Consider the following 24,150-nt stretch of genomic DNA (forward strand, 5'->3'; position numbering starts at 1 on the left):
GTTAATGAGATTGCACGGCTTCGCTTTCATGCCAGGCGCTCAGGACGCGTCTCGAAATCCACGACATCACGCCAAACAGCGCAATACCGGTGAGTGAAATGAGCAGCAGAGCGGCGAACATCAAAGGGATGTCCAGCTGGTATCCTGCCTGCAATATCTGGTAGGCCAGGCCGGTATTATTGCCGCCGGTACCGGCCACAAATTCAGCGACCACGGCACCTATCAGCGACAGGCCGCTGGAAATGCGCAGCGCGCCGAAAAAATACGGCAGAGCAGAAGGAATGCGCAGGCGGATGAGAATCTGCAGGCGGCTGGCGTGGTTCAGCTGAAAATAGCTCAGCAGGCCAGGTGACACGCTGCGAAGCCCCTGCGTGGTATTGGAAATAATAGGGAACACCGCCATCAGCGTGGAACACACCACCAGCGACAGCGTGGTGTCTTTGACCCAGATGATGATCAGCGGCGCGATGGCGACAATCGGCGTCACTTGCAGGAACACGATGTACGGGAACAGCGCGGTTTCAATAAAGCGATTCTGCACCAGCACGAACGCCACGACTGCACCGATGACAATCGACAGTAAAAATGAGATCAGGGTGATTTTCAGCGTGAACAGCAGCGACATCACCAGCGAACCGCAATGGGTCCACAGACTTTGCAGCATCACCACCGGCGACGGCACCAGAAACTGGGGGATTTTGAAATAGCTCACCCATCCCTGCCATAGCAGGATCACCACCACCGCGACCACGGCCGGATAAAGCACTTTGCGAAACGTGGGGTTATTGATCCACGGAGAAGCTTTTTGAGTTTGCATACCGTTACTCCATACCCGATTGGCTGGCTTGCAGCAGGCTGTCTTGCAACTGCTTCGCATAGCGTGAAAACGCCGGACTGACGCGGAAATCTTCGCTGCGCGGGAAGGGTTCGGTGATGGCGATATCTTCCACCACCCGCCCCGGACGCGCGGCCATCATGATCACCCGCTGCGACAGAAATACCGCTTCGTGGATCGAGTGGGTGACGAACACCACCGTCAGCCCCTGTTCCCGCCACAGGCGCAGCAGGTCGCTGTCGAGTTTGTTGCGGGTGATTTCGTCGAGCGCGCCGAAAGGTTCATCCATCAGCAACAGCTTCGGGCGCGTCACCAGCCCGCGGGCAATCGAAACGCGCATCTGCATGCCGCCTGACAGTTCGCGCGGCAGGACGTCGGCAAATTTGCCAAGCCCCACCAGTTCCAGCGCTTCACTGACGCGGGTATTGGCTTCGGCACGGGGTACGCCCGCCAGATCCAGCGGCAGACGGACGTTATTGCGCACAGTGCTCCACGGCATCAGCGTGGCTTCCTGAAACACGAAAGACAGCGGCACCTGCGCCTTTTCGCGACTGTCGCGCCGCCACAGCACCAGCTTGCCGTCGCTGGGTTCCACCAGACCGGCGACCATTTTTAACAGCGTACTTTTGCCGCAGCCCGACGGGCCGAGCAGGGTGACGAATTCGCCCTGATTGATGGTCAGATTGACCGGCAGAAGGGCGCGGGTGCCGTTGCTGTAAATTTTCTCCGCCGACAACACTTCGATAGCCGGAACCGGCGGAGGATTGACTGAGCGGACATCGCTCATCACGGTCAGTTTCGGGGCTGAATTCATGGCATGACCTTCGCGTCTTTGATCATATCGAGGGTATAAGTCTGCTCAAACGGCACTTTCTCCGCGTCGATCAGTTTGTTTTTCACCAGCATGTCCCAGGTCTTTTTCAGACGCGGTTCAGTGATGATGCCGATACCGCCTGTTTGCGCGTCGCCGCCGGTCACCAGCTCATACTTCTTCATCTGCGCGATGCCGAAGGCAATCTGGTCGGCGCCCATCTGCGGATTGTCTTTGGCGATAAGCTGATTGCCTGCGGTCGGATCCTGCAAATACGCTTTCCAGCCCTGCATGGAGGCTTTCACGAACGCCGCCACCGCCGTCGGGCGTTTTTTGACGGTGTCGGCCATGCAGATAATCGAGTTGCCGTACGGCGGGTAGCCCCAGTCGCTGAGCATGTAGACGTAGAAAGGTTTGCCGCCTTTTTCGATGGAGAACGGCTCGGAGGTCACATAACCCTGCTGCACCAGATTATTGTCCGCGAGGAACGGCTGCACGCTGAAGGTGTACGGACGGATTTTGGCGCTCCCCAGCCCCAGTTCGCTCTTCGCCCACGGCCAGAAAGAGGTGTAAGCCTCGGTCGCCAGCAGGAAGGTTTTGTCTTTCAGTTGCTGTCCTGCCTCTACTTTGTCGTGGCTGATAAACACCGTCGGCGAATGCTGGAACACCGTCGCCACGGTCACCGCATGCACGCCGGCCTGCCAGGTTTCCAGCGCCTGACCGTTGTCGCCGAGCGTACAGTCCGCCTGACCGGCGGCCATCAGTTGCATCACGTTAACCTGCGGGCCGCCCATTTTGATGCTGACATCCAGACCGGCGGTTTTGTACAACCCTTTGGCCTGCGCTTCATAAAATCCGCCATGCTCCGCCTGCGCGTACCAGTTGGTCAGGAAGGTAAATTTCTCTTCTGCCATAGAATGGGCAGAAACGCCGGCCAGCAGCAGGGCCAGCAGGGTGTAAGTCGGTGAACGCCGTAGTTTCATCGTAAGAATTCCTATTTAGAGGCAAAAGAAGACGAAGGAGGAGTGAAGCTGGTTTGCACAAAACCGTTCCAGTGGTGTTTGCCCCAGGTCGGTTCGCTGCGGACTTTCCATTCCATCAGGTGGATTTCGGTGATGGCCTGTGCCCAGCTTGCCGCCAGCGAATCGAGGATCGCGTGGCCCTGTTCGGCGGTCGCACCGGTCGGATCGCCGATGACGCCGCTCGGACCAAAATCATAGGAAGCCCAGGCCGCGGCAGGGCGGCCTGATGACAGCGTCGGGCACGGGAATTCCGGCGGGTAATTGGCGACCGCGTGCTCGATGTGAACGCATTCCGGCGCCAGCGCCAGCATCACCGCCGTTTCGCTGTGACCGGCGTGCATTGCCATTTTTTGCTCTTGCGCGCTCAGGAACTGGTTTTCGACATTGGGCACGCGGAACACGTCGTGCGGGATCATGATCATGTCGCCATGACGCAGACGCATTTCCCGCGACGCCATTTGCAGCACCTGCGGTTGTCCGCCGTGCCCGTTGATCATCAGCAGTTTGCGGAACCCGGCGCGGTACAGGGATTCGGCAATTTCCAAAACGGTTTGCAACAGCGTGTCGCCGGTCAAGGTCAGCGTGCCGGGGAAATTCAGATGCTCGTCGGATTTGCCGTAGGTGATAGGCGCAATACCGAAGGCCGGAATGTCTTTTGAAAGCCGCGCCAGCGCGTGCCCCGCCACGCCGGAGGAGATCACGCTGTCCACCGAACACGGCAGATGCGGGCCGTGTTGCTCAATCGCGCCGGTCGGCAATACGATCACGGTGTTGGCCTTGTCGGGCAGGGCGGCGATGGCCGTCCAGCTCAGGAAAGGAAGAAAACGTTCTGCGGGAATATAGCCGTTAATCATGCTGTGCCTCGTGGTCGGACATTATTGGGTTAAGCGGGACAGGGGTAACCAGGCGGTAGCTTCCACTTCAATCAGCACCTCGGCGCAGGGCAACATTTCACTGACCTGAACCACGGTGGAAACCGGCGGTTGCCCGGCATAAAACAGCTTTCTGACCCGGCTGTAATACGGGAAGTGATCGAGATTGCGAAAGTACTGCACCAGCTTGATCACATCGCTCATCTGCCCGCCGGCCTCTTCGATGGTGTGGCGGATACTTTCGAGCACATACCAGCTTTGGGCGAGGATCGGCCCCTGTTTGGCGTCGGTCGAGAATTCGCCGGTTTCGCCCAGCAGCAGGCGCGCTTCGGCGGGGATATCCTGAAAACCGCGCACGATGGTCGCGCTGTGCGGATTGACGGGAATAATGCCGGAGAGAAAAACGAAATCACCGGCGCGACGCCACGCGGCGTATTTGGCGAGCGGTTTACCCGCTCCGGCTTCAAGACTCATGGGCTAACTCCTGATTCCAGGTGCGTTGGTGGATCAGCCTGCCGTGGTGGAAAACCAGGCGGGCTGCGCTGTTTAAAGGCCAGGTCAGGCTGTCGCTGCCCGGAAAGAGAATCAGGCTGGCATCGCTGCCGGCTACGAGCGGCAGGCCGGGCTGCGCCTCACCGCTCAGTGCGGCGACATCGCAGATAAGTCGCGACTGCCGATCAAAAACGTTATCCAGCTGAAGGGCGAACAGGGCGCAGGCCAAGGTATCCAGCGGGTCATAACTGCCGGCCGGACAAAAAGCGTCCTGCACGTTGTCGCAACCGAGCAGCACCGGAATGCCTGCCGCTTGCGCCTCTTTCAGCAGGGTGATCCCCCGCTGGCGCGGCGTGCGGTGGGTGACGGCGTCCTGCAACAGCAGGTTGGTCATCGGCAGCGCAATCAGCGTGACGCGCTGCGCCGCCAGCAAACCCAGCACCTCCTGCGCCTGTCGTTCACTGCCGGAGGCCAGCGCGCAGCCGTGGCTGCAACAGATGTGGCCGCTGAATTTGTTTTCTGACAGGTAATGCGCCAGCCAGCTCAGGCCGTGCGCCACCGGCGAAAGCTCCTCGTCGATATGCAAATCCAGATTCAGTTGCCAGCGCGAGGCGCTGCGCATCAGGTGGGTCATCGCTGCCGGATCCCAGTTGGACGAGTGGATAAATCCGCCCAGCAGGCAGTGGTTTCCGCTTTGCGCCACCGTACGGGCGATGCGGTCAGCCGCCTCGCCGTCGGCAAAAAGACTCAGCGGGACCAGCGCCACCCGCTCAAGCCGGACGCCCGGTTGCGCGATATTGGCCAGCTCCGTCCAGGCCAGCGGCGGCGTGACATCGAACCAGTCAATATGGGTGCGCAAGCGGGTCACGCCGTTGGCGGCGGCCCATGCCATTCCCTGTCTGGCGCGCTGTTGAAGATCTGCCGTGGTCCAGTGCCGGCGATCCTGATGCATGGTGTCGATAGCGGCCAGCAGACCGGGTTTTGACGGACGGCTGCGGCCGATGGTGAAGGTTTTATCGAGATGCGCATGAGGTTCGATCAGCCCCGGCAGCGCCGGCGCGCCCTGTGCGTCCCACAAATCATCTTGTCCTGACTGGCAAGGCGTCACTGAGGCAATTTTGCCTGCATCAAAGCGCAGATCTGCCGTCACCGGCTCGCCTGCATGCTCAGGCCACCCGGCAGGAAGCAACCACGCGGGGAGGCGAACGTTGGCAATGCCGTTAAGCGGTGAGGCGGGAGGAGGTAAGTTCATCTTGAGGCTCCGCGTTGGCATTACAGGTCGAGGACCAGAACGGGACTTTTGGAGCGCGAACAGCACAGCGTAATCTGCGTGTTCTCCGCTTTCTCTTCTTCTGTCAGCACGCAATCCCGGTGGTCGGGAATACCGTCGATGACATCAGTAATACAGGAGCCGCAAATACCCTGTTCGCACGACAACATAATATCGACCTTGGCATTTAATAAGACTTCCGCAATGCTTTGGTTTGGACCGACTAAATAACGCTTCCCGCTGGAGTTCAACTGAATGTGAAATTCCTGGTTGTCGGTGTCATGGTTTATATTCGCATTGCTGAACCGCTCAAAAGATAATTGATTTTTCTGCCAGTGGTGCGTTTGCATAATGTCTTCAAGACGCTCAATAAATCCGTCCGGACCACAGGCCATCACCCGCGTATTTTCATCCGGCTGACGCAAACTCAGCGGCGTATTGTGCCGCAGGGAGTCGTTGGCGCCGCTGTCATGCAAAAAGACGTGTTTTGCCAGCGCGGGCGCATTCAGACGAGGTATAAACGCCGCTTTATCCAGGCCTGCAATGTAGTAATGCAGTTCAAATTCAATTTGTTGCTGCGCCATGTGTTCCGCCATCGTCAGCAGCGGCGTGATGCCAATCCCCCCGGCAAACAGCAGATAACGACCGGCAGAGGGCAGCGGAAAATGGTTGCGCGGCATCGAGATGCTCAGCGTGTCGCCAGCATTGAAACGATGATGAATAAAGTGCGATCCGCCGGTGGAGTTTTCCGCCAGTTTTACGCAGACCTCATAATATTCCCCGCCGTGACTTTCGGTGCAGAGCGAATATTGGCGCGGGCCAAATTCAGGAATGAAAACGTCAATGTGCGCACCGGGTAAATAGGCAGGTAATAATCCTCCTTGCTGCGCAATAAGTTGCAGTGAAATATTCCCTTTACCGTTTTCACCGATCGCCTTGATCGTGACAGGAATTAATCCGGCATCTTTCATCGTCATTTACCGTATTCATTTTGATGAGTCATTCATAAAAAGGGGAGCAACCTATTCACCGCATAACATGCTGCCATCCGGCCTGAAACAGCGCAGGGCGGGCTTTAAGAGCGATGAAACGATTGTTCCCGTTGCAATGAAAGCTACGTTATTGTTATAAAACTGTTGCGTCCAGCGCTTTGATTCGCACATCCCGTTGCATAAAAGAGAGCACTCCATCATGTTCGCATTCTCCCGATTTCTGCTGTACTTCACTGAGGTTGCCCGCCAGGGATCGTTTCGCAAGGCGTCCGAAACCTTGCATGTCGCCGCTTCGTCGATTGACCGGCAGATCCTGCGGGTGGAAAAAGAGCTGGCGATGCCGCTGTTTGAACGGCACCCCACCGGGCTGCGGCTGACCGCCGCGGGCGAGCTGTTATTGCACTCGGCCAACAACTGGAAAAAGGATTTCACCCGCGTCTGCGAGCAGCTCGACGACCTGCGCGGTTTGCGGCGCGGGCACGTGCGGATTGCCACCATCGACGCCATCAACCGGCAGTTTTTCTCGGCGATGCTCAGGAAGGTGCATGTCGACTACCCGAATATCTCCTTCACGCTGACCACCATGAACAACGTGGATATTCAGCAGGCGCTGATGTCCGGCGATGCCGACTTCGGGCTGATGCTTAATCCGCAAAGTTCGCGTGAGTTGCAGGTGCGCGCTTTTGCAGAAATCGAGCTGGGGATTGTGGTGCCGAAAGGGCATCCGCTCGGCGGCAGAAGCGGCGTGCGTTTTAACCAGTGCATGGAATATCCGTTTATCTTGCCTGCCGCGCCGCTGATGCTGGCCGAACCCGTCCAGGCGCTGATGAATATCAACGGCGACATGATTAACGAAGTCGCGGTATCCAATAACATCCACATGATCCGCTCGCTGATTAAAGAGAAAATAGGCATAGGTATTCTGTGCTGGCTGGACATCATGGATGAGGTGGAAAGCGATGAACTGCAATTTATTCCGCTGACCGATCCGCAGTTAAAAACGTTCACCCTTTCGTTGTGCGTCGCCCCGGCAAGACAGCTTTCACTGGCCGCCTCGATGATGCTCAAACAGCTGGAGATGTTGTTCAGCCAGATCCAGACGCCGGGACGTGCCCGGCACTGATTTGCACTGTTCTGGTGCTTGATGCTCTGCAATGAATCAAAGGTTGCAGAGCCTGGACGATAAATCCCACGACAAAGCGCCGGGAAAGCGCATCCGTGAAGTTGGCATCTTTCTTGTATAACCAAGAGTGAGTAGAAGCGGTCAGTGCAGGCAACTGCGCGGGACATTGCTCAGCAACCATTTCGCGGTTCATTTTGAGCCGGTCAGGGGAGCTGAGCCGCATTCGCTCATCTTCCCTCCGGCGATGATTAGGAGAGGAGCAATGAAGTCGATTTCCCGCATTCCCCTGTCTTGCTGCGTGCTGAGCGCGCTGATCCCTGCCGCATTTTCGCTGGCGGCACATGCCGATGAGAAAATAGCACTGCTGACATCCTGGTACGCGCAGGCGGAGCAGGGCGGCTATTATCAGGCGCTGGCGACAGGCATTTACAAGCGTTACGGGCTGGATGTCAGCATTCAGTCCGGCGGCCCGCAGGTCAACGGCATGCAGTTGCTGCTGGCAAAACGCGCCGACGTGATTATCGGTTATGATCTCCAGCTACTCGAATCAGTGCAGCGCGGTTTTCAGGCCAAAGCCATCGCAGCCCCTTTCCAGTTCGATCCTCAGGGTTTGCTGACGCACGCTTCGGTCACTTCCCTCGACGGTCTGAAAGACAAAACCATTTTAGTCTCCAGCTCCGGGCAATCGACCTGGTGGCCGTGGCTGAAGGCACGCTATCAGCTCAGCGATTCGCAGGCTCGTCCTTACACCTTCAACATCCAGCCTTTTGTGGCTGACGAAAACGTGGCGCAGCAAGCCTATGTCAGTTCTGAGGTTTTTCAGGCGCAAAAGGCCGGAGTGAAATCGAATTTCTTCCTCTTTTCGGAGCACGGCTACCCCCCTTACGGCGGAATTCTGATCACCCGTCCGGAGCTTATCAGCAGCCGGAAAGAGGCGATGGCGAAGTTTGTACAGGCGTCGATGGAAGGCTGGGTGAGCTATCTGCAAAATCCGGCGGCGGGCAACGCGCTGATCAAAAAGGATAATCCGAAGATGACCGACGACCTGCTGGCCTGGGGCGTGCAGCAAATCAAAGAGCATCATCTGATTGACGGCGGCGATGCGGCGACGAAGGGCTGGGGCGCGATGACGGAAGCCCGCTGGCAGAAAACCCGTGATTTCATGGTGAACGCCAAACTGCTGAACGCGGATACCGACTGGAAGCAGGCGTATACCACCGAATTTGTCGACCAAATGCAGGTTAAACCCTGAGGAGCGTTGCGATGTCATCTGACTCTTTACTGATTAAACATGCGCACGCGATCCTGACCGGCTTGCCGGGAGACGCGGCGCGCCACGCCGGGCCGGATATTCGTGTGCGCAATGGCGTGATCGAGGCGATCGGTTCGCTGACGGCAATGCCCGACGAGCGGCTGATCGACGCCCGCGATTGTGTGGTTTATCCCGCCTGGGTTAATACGCACCATCACCTGTTTCAGTCATTGTTAAAAGGTGAACCTCAGGGGCTGAACCAAAGCCTGACCGCGTGGTTAAGCGCCACGCCTTATCGCTTTCGCGCCACGTTCGATGAATCCACCTTTCGCCTCGCGGTGCGTATCGGCCTGACCGAACTGCTGCGTTCCGGCTGCGCGACGGTGGCGGATCACAACTACCTTTACTGGCCGGATATGCCGTTCGATACCTCGGAAATCCTGTTCAGCGAAGGGGACGCGCTGGGAATGCGCATTGTGCTGTGCCGGGGCGGCGCAACGCAGGGGCGGACGATTGAGAAAGATTTGCCGCAGGCGCTGCGCCCGGAAAGCTTCGAGGATTACATGGCGGATATGGAGCGGCTGGTGGGCCGTTATCAGGATCCGAAACCGACGTCGCTGCGCCGCGTGGTGATGGCGCCGACCACCTTGCTGCATTCTGCGCCCGGTGCGCAGCTGCGCGAAATGGCGAAACTGGCGCGCAGTCTGGGGATCCGGCTGCACAGCCATCTGTCGGAAACCGTGGATTATCTCGATGCGGCGCGCGCCAAATTCAACATGACGCCGGTGCAGTTTTGCGCGGAACACGACTGGCTGGGCGACGACGTCTGGTTTGCGCATCTGGTGAAACTGCTGCCGCAGGAAATCACGATGCTGGGCCAAACCCGCACCGGCATTGCGCACTGCCCGCAAAGTAACGGGCGTCTGGGCAGCGGTATCGCCGATTTGCTGGCGCTGGAACAGGCCGGTGTGCCGGTTTCACTGGGCGTAGACGGTGCGGCATCGAACGAAGCCGCCGACATGCAAAGTGAAGCGCATGCCACCTGGCTTTTGCAACGCGCCCGAAAAGGCATGCTGGCGAAGCCGCGCTATGACGGCGGTACTTTTGAGGGCGGCGGCGATGCCGCCTCCATCGAAGACGTGGTGCGTTGGGGCAGCGCCGGCGGGGCGCAGATCCTCGGCCTGCAACAAAGCGGCACCCTGCAGGTGGGCATGCTGGCAGATATCGCCATTTACCGGCTGGATGACCCGCGCTACTTCGGCCTGCATGACATGGCAATCGGCCCGGTGGCCTGCGGGGGGCGCGCATCGTTGAAGGCGCTGATGCTCAACGGCCGCGTGATCGTCGAAAACGATGTCATCCCCGGCCTCGACCTGGACGCCATGCGCCATGAGGCGATGTCCGCCGTCCGCACCCTGCAACAGCGGGCTGCACGCTAACCCTATTGGTCAAGAAGGATAAGAACAATGACGCAATCTACTCAAACAGAAGGCTATGCACTGCAGGAACTGGAAAAAGAAGCGGGAATGGGCGCAATGGGTGAAGAGACGTTTGCCCGTGAAGTTCGTTGCATAGACCTGTCGGATTTCGAAAACCGTAAAAGTGAGATCGCCGATGAGCTCTGGAATGCCGCCGTGGAAATTGGCTTTTTCCAGGTCAGCAATCACGGCATTGCGCTGAGCGATATCCGTCAGGCTTTCAGCATGACGGAGGATTTCTTCTCGCTGCCCGAGGCGGTAAAGGCGCAATATCCGCTGGCTCGTAACGCCGGCTGGGAGAATAAGTCTCAGGTGCGCCCGTCAACCAGAACGCCGGATCAGAAAGAGTCTTACCAGATCACCCGTCCGCTGATGCAGCTGCTGTGGCCGAGTGAACAGGAATTGCCGGCGTTTAAACAGACCATGCTGGGCTTTGAATCCCAGTGCTGGCAATTGGGCATGAAAGTGCTTTCCTGTTTTGCGCTCAAACTGGGCTTCCCTGAGCACTTTTTCGAACAGGCGCATAATCCGGACCGGCAAACCTACCAAAGCACGCTGCGCATGCTGCACTACTATGCCACTGAACAGTCGGAGCAGGGGATGTGGCGCGCGGGCGCGCATACGGATTTCGACTGCCTGACGCTGCTTTTCCAGCGTCCCGGTCAGGGTGGATTGCAGGTTTGCCCGGGTAAGGATCGCGAAAGCCAGCAGTGGACCAGCATCGAACCGCGTGAAGACGTGATCACCTGCAATATCGGCGACATGCTGATGCGCTGGAGCGACGATCAACTGCCGTCAAATTTCCATCGTGTCAGAAGCCCGCTGCCCGGCGAATATCAGGGCGCGCGCTACAGCCTGGCATTTTTCTGCCAGGCTAACAAAGACGTCGAAATTCTGGGGCCGCAGGCGAAATATCCGGCCATCAGCGCCGAAGACTATCTGCAACAGCGCATTCAGGCGAACTTTGCGAAAGGATAAATAGAGCCGAAAAGCAAAAAGCCCGCTCGGTGGACTGCACCCCAAAAGTTGGACACCAACTTAGTAAGGTGCAGTTTTTTATTGACCCTGACCCAAAATCCTGCGCCATTCAGAAACAGAATTCCGGCATTATAAATCCTCCCTTTGTCCCCATCCGTCCCGCTTCCCGTCTGCAAAAATATTCGGATCACTTTCGGTACATAAAAGAGATCCCTTACATCCCGCATCAGGAGTGGATTTCTTTAATTCTTAAAGCTCTTTCCCAAAAAATCGTTGACTGAGGAGAACGATAGTTCTACTTTTAACGGATGAACAAGAAAACAACTGATACGCGGGAAAAAATCCTGAAAACGGCTGAGCACCTTATTTACCAAAACGGGATCCACGCCATGGGCATGGACCTTCTGGTCAAGACCTCGGGTGTCGCAAGGAAGAGCATTTATCGCCATTTTGCGAACAAGGAGGATGTGGCCTCGGCCGCGCTGACTGAACGCGACGAACGGTGGATGCAATGGTTCAGAACAGAGTCTGACAAAGGTGAGACGCCTCAGGATCGCATTCTGAACATGTTCACCGTTCTGAAAAGCTGGTTCGAGTCTGAAGGCTTCCGGGGCTGCGCTTTTATCAACACCGCCGGAGAGGTTGGCGATCCTGAAGACCCTGTACGGCAGATAGCGAAGATGCATAAGCAAAAGCTGCTGGATTACGTCCTCGAACTTTCCGTGCAACTGGGCGTTGAGCATCCGGCAGTTCTGGCCAGGCAGTTGCTGATCCTGTTGGAGGGCGCTATTACAATGTCATACGTGATGGGCGACTGGAGCGCCGCCGACAACGCACGGGAAATCGCGAAACTCATGTTGGAACGAGGCTCATCCGAGACCTGAGTATCGTAAACGATTTTAAACCTGCACCAAATTTGCCGGAGTTTTACCGACAGGCTGCACTCTGGATCAGAGTGCCTTCGGGTATGCCAGGATTCATCACGGGGATCCCGGTTTGCCTATCAGTGACAACCCTCGCCGGCTTTGACTTTCCCGTGGAATACGTAGTAACTCCAGACGGCTTAAACCCGTTTCACCAGAATAATCAGTAACCCACCTACTAGCATAAATGCCTGCTTTGCGGCGGAGATGCGGCACCCCTGATGCTTATGGATGTCGACATAAGGTTCGGCTAGACGCTGATCTCCAAACCAGAGTAGTCCGTCAGCATCAGCAGAAAGGGCGAGTGATACGCTTAACGACTGATAACCCGCACGATGTTCCATGAACATGCAAGTACCAAAACAGGCAATGGAGGGAACCAAATCAGGTTAGTCCGGCTGAACCAGCGCCGATCCTGCAAAGTTATCGTCGACGTTTAAATTAATCGTGCACTTCCATTCCTCGCTAACAACCGACATTTCATTGCCTCTTCCTTCTCTCTTGATGACTTAAACAGGCGAATTTAAATAAAAATTTATAATTTTAATACAAGACATTACGTAAATAAAAAAACTGGTACTTACTGAGCTGGGCATTCTTTTTGAAAAAAAACGTTGACCATGGAGAACGATCGTTCTACCTTTAAACCATAGACAAGGCGCCAGGCGATACCGGGAGGGAATCATGGGATCTGCCGGACGGCTTACTTATCAGAACGGGATTCATGCCTCCGATGCGGATCTGCTGATTAAGACCTCGAAAGTGGTGAGTGCAGTTGCGAAGAGGAGAATTTGCTGGAACGGGCCTCTCACTGAGTCCTGTGTAACAAGAACGATTTCTAACCTAAACCGAAATTTACAGGGGTTTTACCATGACTGATTCACAAGTACGCCCACCGCTTCCTCCTTTCACTCTGGAAACGGCGATTGAAAAAGTGCGCCTGGCCGAAGATGGCTGGAACAGCCGTGATGCTGCAAAGGTTGCGCTGGCTTACTCACTGGATACCAAGTGGCGTAACCGTGCCGAGTTCGCCAATAACCGTGAAGAAGCTCAGGGCTTCCTGGACCGTAAGTGGAAAAAAGAGCATGAATACCGCCTGATCAAAGAGCTGTGGGCTTTCGGTGGTAACCGCATCGCCGTCCGCTACGCTTACGAATGGCACGATGACTCAGGCAACTGGTTCCGTTCTTACGGCAACGAAAACTGGGAGTTCGGGGCTGATGGCCTGATGGAGCGTCGCTTCGCATGTATTAACGACATGCCGATCAAAGAGAGCGAGCGTAAGTATTTCTGGCCGCTGGGACGTCGTCCGGATGATCACCCAAGCCTGTCAGACCTGGGTCTGTAAGCCAGTCGATTGTCCCGCGTGAGGCCCACGGCTGCTGTCCCGGCCGGGGCTTTTCTCAACCAGTCGATGTAAAAAAAGCGAGCTGGCTGAGGCGGGGACAATCTTCTTTTTTGAGAGTGCGCAGCCTAACCCGGCGAATTACGTGAGTATTCCGCTCAATTCAATAGTGCACTATATAATAGTGTTCAATATTAATGGGTCGTATTATGAATATGAAATCTGTATTACTGACGGCCGCCATGGCGGCCGTTTCAACTAACAGCTTTGCCGATGCACCTCATCCAGAACGTCACGTTCAGGAGTTCCTAAAGGCGCTGAACGGCGGCGGTGGCAAGCCCATTGAGCAGCTGTCTCCTCAGGATGCACGCCAGGTACTGATCGACGCTCAGAAAGGTGCGAAGCTGCCTGCGGCTGACGTCACTGAAAAAACGATCAGCGTTGATGGTGGCACCATCAAACTTAACATCGTGAAACCCCATAATGCCCAGGGAACCCTGCCGGTATTCATGTTCTTCCACGGTGGCGGCTGGATCCTGGGTGATTTCGCCACGCACGAACGTCTCGTTCGTGACCTCGTGACCGGGTCCGGTGCAGCGGCCGTCTTTGTCAACTATACACCGTCGCCAGAAGTGCATTTCCCTGTTGCAATTAATCAGGCTTATGCGGCAACACGCTGGGTTGCTGAACACGGCAGCGAAATCGGCGTTGACGGCAAGCGCCTGGCTCTGGTGGGTAACAGCGTCGGCGGAAACATGGTTGCGGCCGTTGCGCTTCAGGCTAAGCAACATAAAGCGCCCGCAATCCGTTATGAGGTCATGCTATGGCCAGTAACAGATGCGCATTTCAACACCGGTTCATATAACCAGTACGAGAACGGGTATTTCCTGTCACGTAACATGATGAAGTGGTTCTGGGATGCTTACGCCACTAAGGAAAGCGATCGTAGCAACGTCCTGGCCTCGCCGCTGCGTGCTACGCCTGAGCAGCTGAAGGGCCTGCCGCCAACACTGATCCAGACTGCCGAACTTGATGTGCTGCGCGACGAAGGCGAGGCCTATGGTCGCAAGCTTGACGCTGCCGGCGTTGACGTGACGGTTACTCGTTACAACGGCCTGATCCATGATTATGGTCTGCTGAACGCGCTGAGCGACGTCCCTGCCGTGCGGACTGCACTCGGCCAGGCCGCTTATGAACTGAAAGAACACCTGAAGTAACTGCCTGGCGGCTGGCTTTTGGCCGTCGTCCGGACCGGAGTGCGAGTTCCCCGGAACCGGGCCATTTAGCGCTTCCAACTTCCCCCCATCATGCATACGACCTTCGCTTGATCGGGGGCTTTTTTTATCTGTATTTGCTCAGACCATAATGCTGTCCGTTACTGTCAGGAAAGTCATACCCCTGACTGACGGCAGCGATATTCGAGTTTGTCGAGAAAGGTGCATAAAACACGGTTCATTTCAGTGTAATCATTGCCTCGCAATGCGTCCGCTGACTGAGTCTGGCGGGACCGGTAGAAAATAACGTTTCGATACTGTCGGACACGCCCGGACTTCAGCGGCGGCACGGATGATTTTGAAGGGATGCGCGACGTAAAAGGCGCGGACGCATAAAGCACGTTAACCCGGTCGCCGTCGGGCGCCGGGGTTATTCGCTGCGGGGTCAGAACGGTTTAGTCGGCAGATACTTACCATCAAGGGTAATCACGGCGCGATGGCCACCGTCCGGATCTTCGACTTTTTTGATGTCCAGTTTAAAGTTGATGGCACTGATAATGCCGTCGCCGAACTTCTCATGAACCAGCGCTTTAAGGGTGGGGCCGTAAACTGACATCATCTCGTAAAAGCGATAAATGGTAGGGTCGGTCGGTATGCCGTCCGCAAAGCTTCCGCGAACCGGAATCGACTGCAGCAAAGTGACCTCATCAGCATTGAGGTCGAGCTTTTTACCCACCACTTCAGCGGCATCGGCGGGCAGCGGGTGCTGACCCAGCAGGGCTGCGGTTACGAATGCTTCGGATAAGCCGGTGCCGTCAACGATTTCGGCGAAGGAAAGGTTCTTACGGGCCTTTGCCAGGATAATGGTTTCGGTGAGTACCTGGCGTGCAGTCTGAGTTACTTGAGTCTGGATCATGATCTTTACTCCTAAATAGATTCGGGTTTCAGGCAACATGCCTGGTCTGGGATGAAACGGCCTGAACGCCGGGGTTTTCTGCAAGGGACACAAATGAACCGGTGCTGCCATCAAAGGCGTCGATACGACCACTCTCAATGTCATAGATCCAGCCATGCAGAGTCACTCGCCCTTCTTCAAGAGCCAGACGAACGGAAGGGTGAGTCTGAATATTAGCCAACTGAGCGATGACGTTTTCACGTACCATGGCCGTGACTTTGGCCGGTTGGTCCACATGATGGCGGGCCTCGTTCACCACCCGGGCCGAGTCGGCGTAACGTAACCAGCTGGACACTGCAGGCATATGATCAAGACACTTACAGGTAGCAATAGCTGTCATTGCGCCGCAGTCGGAGTGCCCGCAGATCACGATGTCATTCACCTTGAGCGCGGCCACTGCATATTCAACAGAAGCCGAAACACCACCCGGCTCAGGGCCATATGACGGCACAATGTTGCCGGCGTTGCGGATCACGAACAAATCGCCCGGTTCACGCTGGGTGATCAGTTCAGGCACCAGCCGGCTGTCAGAGCAGGAGATGAACAGTGCTCTCGGGCTCTGCTGGTTAGCTAAATTTTTGAAAAGATTGACCCGCTCGGGAAAGGCGTTTTTCTGGAACTTCAGAAAACCTTCAATAATCTCTTTCATGGTTGCTATCTCAGTATCGTTTGTGTGTAGCTGAGAGTAAGCGGCCTATAGCATAAGGTAAAAGTCTCATTTATTATGCGACTAATCAGATAATCTAATGGGGCAAGCTATGCTCGCCAGGCACATTCGGTATTTTCAGGCGGTTGCGGAACATCTCAGCTTCACAAAAGCTGCGGCGGCCCTCCACGTATCCCAGCCGGCCCTCTCGCAGTTGGTAAAGCAACTGGAAGAAGAACTTGGCGCCCGGTTGTTTGACCGGACAGGACGGACTACGCGCCTGACTGATGTCGGAGATGCTTATCTTCAGTATGTGTGCCGTGCTGCTCAGGAATTACAGGAAGCTACGCGCGCCATTCATGACGTGAGCGATCTGAGCCGAGGGTCACTGCGCTTAGCCGTGACGCCGACCTTTACCACTTATCTTGTCGGGCCGCTGGTCAGGGCGTTTCACTCCCGGTATCCGGAAATTACCCTCAACGTGCGTGAAATCTCACAGGAAAGCATTGAGGAGCAGCTCCTGGCGGGAGAGCTGGATATGGGGATCGCCTTCGGGAAAGTGAGCAGTCCGGACATTGATGTGATCCCGTTACTGGATGAGACTCTCGCACTGGTAGTCAGCACCGGGCATCCACTGGCTAATGAGAAATCCGTCGGTTTACAGACCCTGAACGCCGAGTCGCTCGTTCTGCTCAGTAAGGAATTCGCGACCCGAGAGCAGATTGACGGCTATTGCCGTCAACACGGCATTCACCCCAAGGTGCTGATGGAAGCAAATGCTCTAGGTGCGGTAATTGAAATTGTGCGCAGCACATCACTCTCAACGCTATTGCCCGAAAAGACAGCCCTTGCCCGGGACAACCTGGTGGCGATCGCGCTCGAACCCGAGCGCCTGACGCGCACAGCAGTTCTTATGCGCCGCAGGGATGCCTATCAAAGCTTTGCAGCCCGGGTTTTTACCGAGCTGGCTGCAGAAGTTTCTAAGCAACTCAACGCTTGACCATCTTCTGCGCGGATACAGGGGGGAGCTGGTCCGGGGACGCCAGCGAGTGTACAGGGCGGGATTCTTTACCATTGATACGATATTTGAGATACCAGAGACGCGAACCGCCTGGATTGACTAAAAGGTACAGGCCATGAGAGTCGGAAACTTTAAAGGGTCTTGCGGGTGGTTTTAATTTGCGGATTTTTGAGTCGTTAAGTGACATTGGGGGGGCATTCCGTCATCGAACTCACCTGACCCCAAATCTGACCACCAAATTTTCCCGGCGCGGAGGGAAAACTGAAAATGCATCGGGAAGATTTTCACGCTCACTGATTCCATCAAAGCCATACAGGCATGGGCACCGGCGCATGAAAAGCAAAAAGCCCGCTCGGGTTTCCCTGAGCGGGCTTTTCTAATATGGCTCCTCTGACTGGACTCGAACCAGTGACATACGGATTAACAGTCCGCCGTTCTACCGACTGAACTACAGAGGAATTGTGTGAACGGCCGCAATCTTAACGGGGTGTCGGCGGCATGTCAAAGGCGGATTACACATTCTGTGACTGTTTGCTTACAGAATGCGCAACCCGTTGAGCTTTTTGCAGATTTCCTCGTCATAGCTCAGGCTGTGTCTGCGTTTATGCCCGAATCGGTGGCAGGTGCCGGGAAATGAATCGGTTGCCTTCAATCCTGCACGACGAGGCGAATAACCGCTTAATCCTCGGTTTTGGCGCGGTAAACCCGCTGTGGGCGGCCAACCTTGCCGTAAATGATCTCGGCGCGAAGCTGCTGGGCGGCGGTGGAAAACTCCAGATAACGGCGCGCGGTGGTGCGGCTTAGCCCCATGTTTTTCGCCACGCTTTCGGCGGTGTGGCTGGCCGAAGGGTGATCGAACAGGGCGCGTATTTTTTCCAGCGTGAGTTCATCAATCCCCGCCGGCAAGGCCGCCTGTTGTTCACCGCGCGAATAGGTATTGAACATCTCGTCAATACGGCGCTGGTTAAGGCGCGCGTTATCTTTCAGCGCCTGGCGCCGCTGGCTGAACCGCAGCAGGGTAGCGGCCAACCGGTCATAGGCCAGGGGTTTGATCAGGTAATCGAACACCCCGCAACGCAGCGCTTCGGCTACCGTATCCATATCGCTGGCGGCGGTGATAAACACGATACCGCCCGCGTAGCCGCTCAGGGTCAACTCGCGCAACAGTTCAATGCCCTGGCCGTCGGGCAGGAAGTTGTCCAGCAGGATCAGATCCGGTTTGAATCTCTCCATCATCATGCGCGCCTGCCCCAGCGTGCCGGCCAGCCAGATTTGCCGGCCGCCACCGTTCTGCTTGATGAACTCCGCATGCATCTCCGCCAGTGGCGTTTCATCTTCGACGATAAGAATATTTAGCCATTCCATAATTAAACCCATACTTGCAATAAACATGCAAAGTGAATGTAAGTTAATCGCGTCTCAAAATAAACGTCGCTTTATGAATAAACACCATAAAAATAATTAAGTAAATAAAAAACATTAAATAACTTATTCCCGGGTGAGTGTTTGTGAAATAGGTCAATAATTCGCGTTTTTTTTCTGTTTACCATAGTTTCATTAAATAGGTCTGTCGCCACGTTTAATTTCAACTTTATGGTTTTAAAGGTTTTATCTCCGGGCGTTAATGTTAATTAAAATGGTTTTTTGTTATTCATTGGTTATTCCAGAGAGACAATTATGTTGGGCGGTGCTGTATTTAATCGGGTGAAGAGATCAGATCATAAAGACATTGCACAGATTAATGCTTTTCTGCGCAGTAACGATCTGAATATTGATACTACGGTAGAAGTTTTTATTACCGTGACCCAGGACGATAAGTTGGTCGCCTGCGGCGGCATCGCGGAGAATATTATCAAGTGCGTCGCCATCAGCCCGCAAATGCGTGGCGAAGGGTTGGCGCTGACGCTGGCGACCGAACTGGTGAACCTGGCCTATGAACGTCACTACACCCAACTGTTTATCTACACCAAACTGCAAAATGAGCCGTTGTTCCGCCAGTGCGGCTTCTACCCGATAGCCCGCGTGCCGGGCATCGTGGTGCTGATGGAAAACAGCCCATGCCGGCTGAAACGCTACGCGGCCCAGTTGGCGGGCCAGAGGCGGCCAGGCGAGCGCATCGGCAGCATCGTGATGAATGCCAATCCTTTTACCCGCGGCCATCAATACCTGGTGCGTCAGGCGGCGGCGAAATGCGACTGGCTGCACCTGTTTCTGGTGAAAGAAGACACCTCGCGTTTCAGCTATGAGGACCGGCGGCGGCTGGTGCTGGCGGGCACTGCCGATATCGCCAACCTGAGTGTGCACGAAGGGTCGCAATACGTCATATCCCGCGCCACTTTTCCTTGTTATTTCATTAAAGATCAGGGTATTGCCGATGACTGTTACACCGAAATCGATCTGAAGATCTTTCGGCAGTATCTGGCGCCTGCACTCGGCATTACCCACCGTTTTGTCGGCAACGAGCCGTTCTGCGCGGTAACGGCGAAGTACAACCGCGATATGCGCTATTGGCTGGAAACGCCGGAACTGCCCAGCCCGCCGATCGCCCTGGTGGAAATTGAGCGTTTGCAATATCAGGGCACGGCGATCTCCGCCTCCTGGGTGCGCAAGCTGCTGGCTGCGGGGGATTTCCACGCCGCCGCGCCGCTGGTACCGCCAGACACCCTTTATTACCTGCAAGATTTGCAAACGCAGCGCCGGGCCAAACCGGCGGCCAAACCCTTTGTATCCGCACAATCAGGTGAACGATGAAAATTATTCGAGAAGCAATGGCCGGCACGCTGGAATCCAGCGATGTCATGGTGCGCATCGCACCCGCCGAGGGGCCGGAGCACGATCTGCTGATCGCCAGCAGCGTGGAGAAACAGTTCGGCCAGGCCATCCGCCACACGTTGCTCGAGGTGCTGCAGCGTTATCGGGTGGAGCCGGTGCAGGTGATGGTGGACGACAAAGGCGCGCTCGACTGCGTGCTGCGCGCCCGGCTGGAAACCGCACTGATGCGCGCCAGCGACAATGGCCAACTGCCGTGGGGGGCCAGTGATGAAAACGCTGAATAAACACCGCCTGCGCCGCAGCATGCTGTTCGTTCCCGGCGCCAATGCGGCCATGGTGAGCAACGCCTTTATCTATCAGGCCGATGCGCTGATGTTCGATCTGGAAGACTCGGTGATCCTGCGTGAAAAAGACGCGGCGCGGCGGTTGGTGTACCACGCGCTGCAGCATCCGCTGTACCGGGAAGTGGAAACCATAGTGCGGGTCAACGCGCTGGACTCCGCCTACGGGCTGGCGGATCTCCAGGCGGTGGTGCGCGGCGGGGCGGATATCGTGCGCCTGCCGAAAACCGACAGCGCGCAGGACGTCGTGGAGATGGAACGCGAGATAGCCGCCATCGAAGCCGACTGCGGCCGCCCGGTCGGCAGTACCGGCCTGCTGGCGGCGATTGAATCGGCGGCGGGCATCACCCACGCGGTGGCGATTGCCCATGCCTCGCCGCGCCTGATCGGCATTGCTCTGGGCGCGGAGGACTACGTGCGCAACCTGCGCACCGAGCGTTCGCCGGAGGGCATCGAACTGCTGTTTGCACGCTGCTCGCTGTTGCAGGCGGCACGGGCCGCCGGCATTCAGGCATTCGACACCGTGTATTCCGACGCCAACAACGAAGCCGGATTCCTCCAGGAAGCGGCGCTGATCAAACAGCTCGGTTTCGACGGCAAATCCCTGATCAATCCCCGGCAGATCGAACTGCTGCACAACCTGTATGCACCGACCGCCAAAGAGGTGGCCCATGCCCAGCGCGTGGTGGACGCCGCCGCAGCGGCAGAGCAGGAAGGGCGTGGGGTGGTGTCGCTCAACGGCAAAATGGTCGACAGCCCGGTGATTGAACGCGCGCGGCTGGTATTGCAACGCGCGGCGCTTTCCGGCATGCGCGAAGAGTCGGTTCAGCAGGGAGAAGAAGCATAATGAAACGTCAACAACGACTGATGCCCCTGAACGTCCTGGCGGACCTGCGTTGCTATCAGGATGCCTCCAAGACCCGTCAACAGGCACGCAAACCGCGTGACGGTAAATGCTGCGACACGCTGGAGCAGGCGGTGCGCCGCAGCGGGTTACAAGACGGCATGACCATCTCCTTCCACCATGCGTTTCGCGGCGGTGACCTGGCGCTGAATCAGGTGATGGAGACGCTGGCGGCGATGGGGTTCCGCAACCTGACGCTGGCCTCAAGCTCGCTGAGCGAATGCCATGCGCCGCTGGTCGAGCATATTCGTCACGGGGTCGTGAGCCGGCTCTATACCTCGGGCCTGCGCGGCCCCTTGGCGGAAGCTGTCTCACGCGGCCTGCTGGCCGAACCGGTTCAGATTCATTCCCACGGTGGCAGGGTCAACCTGATCGAGTCCGGCGAGCTGAATATTGACGTCGCCTTCCTCGGCGTGCCGGCCTGCGATGATTTCGGCAATGCCAACGGTTACAGCGGCGAAGCCTGCTGCGGTTCGCTCGGCTATGCCAAAGTGGACGCCGACACGGCGCGCACCGTGGTGCTGTTAACCGAATCGATAGTGCCTTATCCGCACCATCCGGCCAGCCTGGCGCAGGATCGGGTGGATCTGATCGTACAACTGCCGCGGGTGGGGGACGCCGACAAGATCGGTGCCGACGCCACGCGCATGACCTCCAACCCGCGTGAGCTGCTGATTGCCCGCCGCGCCGCCGAGGTGATTGCCGGGTCCGGCTACTTTACCGAAGGTTTCTCGCTGCAAACCGGCACCGGCGGCGCTTCGTTGGCGGTGACGCGTTTTCTGGAAGACAAAATGCGCGCACGCGGCATTCGCGCCGGTTTCGCCCTTGGCGGCATCACCTCGACCATGGTGGATCTGCATGAAAAAGGGCTGATCGGCCGGCTGATGGACGTGCAGAGCTTTGACCGCGTGGCGGCGATGTCTTTGGCGCGCAATCCCAACCATATTGAGATCAGCGCCAACCAGTACGCCAACTTCAGCTCGAAGGGGGCCACGGTCGACAGGCTCGACGTGGTGGTGCTGAGCGCGCTGGAAATCGACACCGATTTTAACGTCAACGTGCTGACCGGCTCCGACGGCGTGCTGCGCGGCGCTTCCGGCGGCCACTGCGACACCGCCGCGGCGGCGCGGCTGGCGATCATCGTGGCGCCGCTGGTGCGCGGGCGCATTCCGACGCTGGTGGAGCAGGTGACCACCTGCGTGACCCCTGGCTTCAGCATCGACATTTTGGTTACCGATCACGGTATTGCCGTCAACCCGATACGCCCGGAGCTGGCGCTGCGGTTGCAGGAAGCCGGTTTGCCGGTGGTCGATATCGACTGGCTGCGCCGCCGCGCTTTGTTGCTGACCGGCGAACCCGAGCCTATCGCCTTTACCGATAAGGTGGTGGCGGTGGTGCGTTACCGCGACGGTTCGGTGATCGACGTGGTGCATCAGGTGGCGGAGTAACCCTATGGCTTACGTTGCCCCCGAACTGGCCGCCAACCGCGCCGTAAGCCTGCCGGAGCTGCTCACCAGCCGCGATTGCCGCCAGGCGCGCCAACGGGCATGGCTGGCGCGCCATCAATCCACGCTGCTGGTACTGACGCTGGTGGTGCCCGGCGCGCTAAAAGACAGCGCGCTGACGCGCAATATCTTCAACCTCGGCTGGCAGGCGCTGCAACAGCTATGGCGCGAGCAAGGTTGGCGCTGTCTGCAGGCCGAAACGCTGGCGCTCGCCACCGGCTGCGAAGGTTTTCTGGCGTTGCAGGCCGATGCCCAACGGGTGAAAGACTGCGCCATGCAGTTAGAGGTGCAACAGCCGATTGGCCGGCTGTGGGATATCGACGTGCTGGACGCCCAGGGGCGTATTTTGTCGCGGCGCGATCTGGGGCTGGCGGAACGTCGCTGCCTGTTGTGCGGCCAGCCGGCCAAACTGTGCGCCCGCCAACGGCGGCACGGCAGCGAACAGCTGCTGCAGCAAATGGAGAGGATGCTCAATGATGCGCTCTCAGCCCGTTAAGCCTGTCGGGCGTGCGCCGCAAACGGCGGTACAGGATTTCGCCCGCACCGCCTACCGCGCGCTACTGGTGGAAGTGAACCTCACGCCCAAACCGGGGCTGGTGGATCGCCATAACAACGGCGCTCACCGGGATATGAACCTCGGCCACTTTTATCGCAGCGCCCGCGCCATCGGCATTTGGCTGCCGCGTTTTATCCAGCAGGGTTGCGACGATGCCGCACGCCCGGCCGACGAACGGCTGCTGCGGCTGCGCCCGCTGGGCCTGGCCTGTGAAAACCATATGTTCCAGGCCACCGGCGGCGTCAACACCCATAAAGGCAGCGTGTTTTCCCTCGGCCTGCTGTGCGCCGCTTTTGGTCGCCGTTATCGGCAGCAAAAGAGGATCGATGCCGCAACGCTGTGCGCCGACGTGGCGGCCATGTGTCGTGGGCTGGTGGCGCGCGAGCTGCAAACCCGCAATGCATTGCAGACCGCCGGCCAGCGCCTGTTTGCCGAGCATGGCCTGAGCGGCGCACGCGGCGAGGCTGAGTCCGGCTTTGAGCGGGTGATCAACGGCGCGCTGCCGTTCTACCGACAACGGCTGAAGGCGGGCTGCGATGAGCAGACGGCACTGATGGACAGCCTGCTGTGGCTGATGGCGCACAACCAGGACACCAACGTCGCCGCGCGCGGTGGCCTGGCCGGGCTGCGCTGGTTGCAGCAGCGTGCCGGCGAGCTGCTGGCGCAGGGCGGGGCACAGGGCGCGCGGGGCAGGCAGCGCCTGCGGCAGTTCGACGCCGACTGCATCCGTCGCCACCTCAGCCCTGGCGGCAGCGCCGATCTGTTGATCGTCACCTGGCTGCTGGCGCAATTACCGCATTCCGATATCCCCGTGGCCATTCAGGCGGCAACGTGAAATCCACA

The 24,150-nt window shown here is 57.4% G+C and carries 24 protein-coding genes, 1 tRNA gene and 1 pseudogene; 14 read left to right on the plus strand and 12 right to left on the minus strand.

The features are described from left to right. Position 1 precedes the first annotated feature (1 nt). Genes JK621_RS24620 through JK621_RS24650 form a run of 7 tightly spaced genes read right to left on the minus strand, consistent with a single transcriptional unit; the run spans position 2 to position 6,279 of the window. Positions 2–817 (minus strand): ABC transporter permease, encoded by an 816-nt coding sequence (locus JK621_RS24620; RefSeq protein ID WP_212558043.1) that lies wholly within the window; start codon positions 815–817, stop codon positions 2–4. Between the two features lie 4 nt (positions 818–821). Further along, positions 822–1,649, minus strand: coding sequence for an ABC transporter ATP-binding protein (locus JK621_RS24625; protein WP_212558044.1), 828 nt, complete (start codon positions 1,647–1,649; stop codon positions 822–824). Continuing rightward, positions 1,646–2,629: an ABC transporter substrate-binding protein gene (locus JK621_RS24630; protein WP_212558045.1), complete on the minus strand. Its 984-nt coding sequence runs from the start codon at positions 2,627–2,629 to the stop codon at positions 1,646–1,648. Before JK621_RS24630 ends, JK621_RS24625 begins: the two co-directional genes overlap by 4 nt. Before the next feature lie 11 nt (positions 2,630–2,640). Then, positions 2,641–3,522 (minus strand): creatininase family protein, encoded by an 882-nt coding sequence (locus JK621_RS24635; protein ID WP_212558046.1) that lies wholly within the window; start codon positions 3,520–3,522, stop codon positions 2,641–2,643. Positions 3,523–3,543: 21 nt separating this feature from the next. Then, complete coding sequence (locus tag JK621_RS24640; RefSeq protein ID WP_212558047.1) at positions 3,544–4,014, minus strand: RidA family protein; 471 nt, start codon at positions 4,012–4,014, stop codon at positions 3,544–3,546. Beyond that, positions 4,004–5,284: an amidohydrolase family protein gene (locus tag JK621_RS24645; protein WP_212558048.1), complete on the minus strand. Its 1,281-nt coding sequence runs from the start codon at positions 5,282–5,284 to the stop codon at positions 4,004–4,006. Before JK621_RS24645 ends, JK621_RS24640 begins: the two co-directional genes overlap by 11 nt. A gap of 20 nt (positions 5,285–5,304) precedes the next feature. Then, complete coding sequence (locus JK621_RS24650) at positions 5,305–6,279, minus strand: PDR/VanB family oxidoreductase (RefSeq protein ID WP_212558049.1); 975 nt, start codon at positions 6,277–6,279, stop codon at positions 5,305–5,307. A gap of 214 nt (positions 6,280–6,493) precedes the next feature. On the opposite strand from JK621_RS24650, the gene JK621_RS24655 reads away from it, so the two are divergent. The 7 genes from JK621_RS24655 to JK621_RS24685 all read left to right on the plus strand — a co-directional run bounded on the left by JK621_RS24655 (position 6,494) and on the right by JK621_RS24685 (position 14,610). Next, positions 6,494–7,417, plus strand: a complete 924-nt coding sequence (locus tag JK621_RS24655; protein ID WP_212558050.1) for a LysR family transcriptional regulator — start codon at positions 6,494–6,496, stop codon at positions 7,415–7,417. Between the two features lie 262 nt (positions 7,418–7,679). After that, complete coding sequence (locus JK621_RS24660) at positions 7,680–8,669, plus strand: ABC transporter substrate-binding protein (protein ID WP_212558051.1); 990 nt, start codon at positions 7,680–7,682, stop codon at positions 8,667–8,669. Positions 8,670–8,680: 11 nt separating this feature from the next. Then, a complete protein-coding gene (locus tag JK621_RS24665; protein WP_212558052.1) occupies positions 8,681–10,108 on the plus strand; it encodes an amidohydrolase family protein in 1,428 nt (475 codons plus the stop codon). Positions 10,109–10,135: 27 nt separating this feature from the next. Next, positions 10,136–11,125 (plus strand): isopenicillin N synthase family dioxygenase, encoded by a 990-nt coding sequence (locus JK621_RS24670; RefSeq protein WP_212558053.1) that lies wholly within the window; start codon positions 10,136–10,138, stop codon positions 11,123–11,125. Positions 11,126–11,433: 308 nt separating this feature from the next. Next, the gene (locus JK621_RS24675) at positions 11,434–12,009 is read left to right on the plus strand and encodes a TetR/AcrR family transcriptional regulator (protein WP_212558054.1); all 576 of its coding nucleotides are present in this window, start codon (positions 11,434–11,436) and stop codon (positions 12,007–12,009) included. 910 nt (positions 12,010–12,919) lie between these two features. Next, positions 12,920–13,396 carry a DUF1348 family protein gene (locus JK621_RS24680; RefSeq protein WP_212558055.1) on the plus strand — a complete coding sequence of 159 codons (477 nt, stop codon included), beginning with the start codon at positions 12,920–12,922 and terminating at the stop codon, positions 13,394–13,396. A 206-nt stretch (positions 13,397–13,602) separates the two neighbouring features. After that, positions 13,603–14,610 carry an alpha/beta hydrolase gene (locus JK621_RS24685; protein WP_212558056.1) on the plus strand — a complete coding sequence of 336 codons (1,008 nt, stop codon included), beginning with the start codon at positions 13,603–13,605 and terminating at the stop codon, positions 14,608–14,610. 442 nt (positions 14,611–15,052) lie between these two features. On the opposite strand, the gene cynS is transcribed toward JK621_RS24685, so the two are convergent. Both cynS and JK621_RS24695 read right to left on the minus strand, forming a co-directional pair. After that, positions 15,053–15,523, minus strand: coding sequence for a cyanase (gene cynS / locus JK621_RS24690; RefSeq protein WP_212558057.1), 471 nt, complete (start codon positions 15,521–15,523; stop codon positions 15,053–15,055). A 28-nt stretch (positions 15,524–15,551) separates the two neighbouring features. Beyond that, a complete protein-coding gene (locus JK621_RS24695; RefSeq protein WP_212558058.1) occupies positions 15,552–16,211 on the minus strand; it encodes a carbonic anhydrase in 660 nt (219 codons plus the stop codon). 109 nt (positions 16,212–16,320) lie between these two features. Here JK621_RS24695 and cynR point away from each other — a divergent pair, with 109 nt between their 5' ends. Further along, the gene (gene cynR, locus JK621_RS24700; RefSeq protein WP_212558059.1) at positions 16,321–17,208 is read left to right on the plus strand and encodes a transcriptional regulator CynR; all 888 of its coding nucleotides are present in this window, start codon (positions 16,321–16,323) and stop codon (positions 17,206–17,208) included. A 58-nt stretch (positions 17,209–17,266) separates the two neighbouring features. Here cynR and JK621_RS24705 read toward each other — a convergent pair. The 3 genes and pseudogenes from JK621_RS24705 to dpiA form a co-directional block, all read right to left on the minus strand. Continuing rightward, positions 17,267–17,416 (minus strand): annotated as a pseudogene (locus JK621_RS24705) (Arm DNA-binding domain-containing protein); the annotation flags it as partial. A 195-nt stretch (positions 17,417–17,611) separates the two neighbouring features. Then, positions 17,612–17,687 (minus strand) — tRNA-Asn (locus tag JK621_RS24710). 220 nt (positions 17,688–17,907) lie between these two features. Further along, complete coding sequence (gene dpiA, locus JK621_RS24715; RefSeq protein ID WP_212558060.1) at positions 17,908–18,594, minus strand: two-component response regulator DpiA; 687 nt, start codon at positions 18,592–18,594, stop codon at positions 17,908–17,910. 312 nt (positions 18,595–18,906) lie between these two features. Here dpiA and citC point away from each other — a divergent pair, with 312 nt between their 5' ends. The 6 genes from citC to citG are packed head-to-tail and all read left to right on the plus strand — an operon-like array spanning position 18,907 to position 24,142. Further along, complete coding sequence (gene citC / locus JK621_RS24720) at positions 18,907–19,980, plus strand: [citrate (pro-3S)-lyase] ligase (RefSeq protein ID WP_212558061.1); 1,074 nt, start codon at positions 18,907–18,909, stop codon at positions 19,978–19,980. Further along, on the plus strand, positions 19,977–20,285 hold the full coding sequence (gene citD / locus JK621_RS24725; RefSeq protein ID WP_212558062.1) for a citrate lyase acyl carrier protein: 309 nt from the start codon (positions 19,977–19,979) through the stop codon (positions 20,283–20,285). The genes citC and citD overlap by 4 nt, the downstream gene beginning before the upstream one ends. Continuing rightward, complete coding sequence (gene citE, locus JK621_RS24730) at positions 20,269–21,189, plus strand: citrate (pro-3S)-lyase subunit beta (RefSeq protein ID WP_212558063.1); 921 nt, start codon at positions 20,269–20,271, stop codon at positions 21,187–21,189. The genes citD and citE overlap by 17 nt, the downstream gene beginning before the upstream one ends. Then, the gene (citF, locus tag JK621_RS24735; protein WP_212558064.1) at positions 21,189–22,694 is read left to right on the plus strand and encodes a citrate lyase subunit alpha; all 1,506 of its coding nucleotides are present in this window, start codon (positions 21,189–21,191) and stop codon (positions 22,692–22,694) included. The genes citE and citF overlap by 1 nt, the downstream gene beginning before the upstream one ends. Positions 22,695–22,698: 4 nt before the next feature. Continuing rightward, positions 22,699–23,247, plus strand: a complete 549-nt coding sequence (citX, locus tag JK621_RS24740; protein ID WP_212558065.1) for a citrate lyase holo-[acyl-carrier protein] synthase — start codon at positions 22,699–22,701, stop codon at positions 23,245–23,247. Next, entirely contained in the window at positions 23,228–24,142 is a 915-nt protein-coding gene (gene citG, locus JK621_RS24745) for a triphosphoribosyl-dephospho-CoA synthase CitG (protein WP_432761937.1), read from the plus strand. Before citX ends, citG begins: the two co-directional genes overlap by 20 nt. Positions 24,143–24,150 lie beyond the last annotated feature (8 nt).

Source organism: Serratia plymuthica, assembly GCF_018336935.1.
GTDB lineage: Bacteria > Pseudomonadota > Gammaproteobacteria > Enterobacterales > Enterobacteriaceae > Serratia > Serratia plymuthica_B.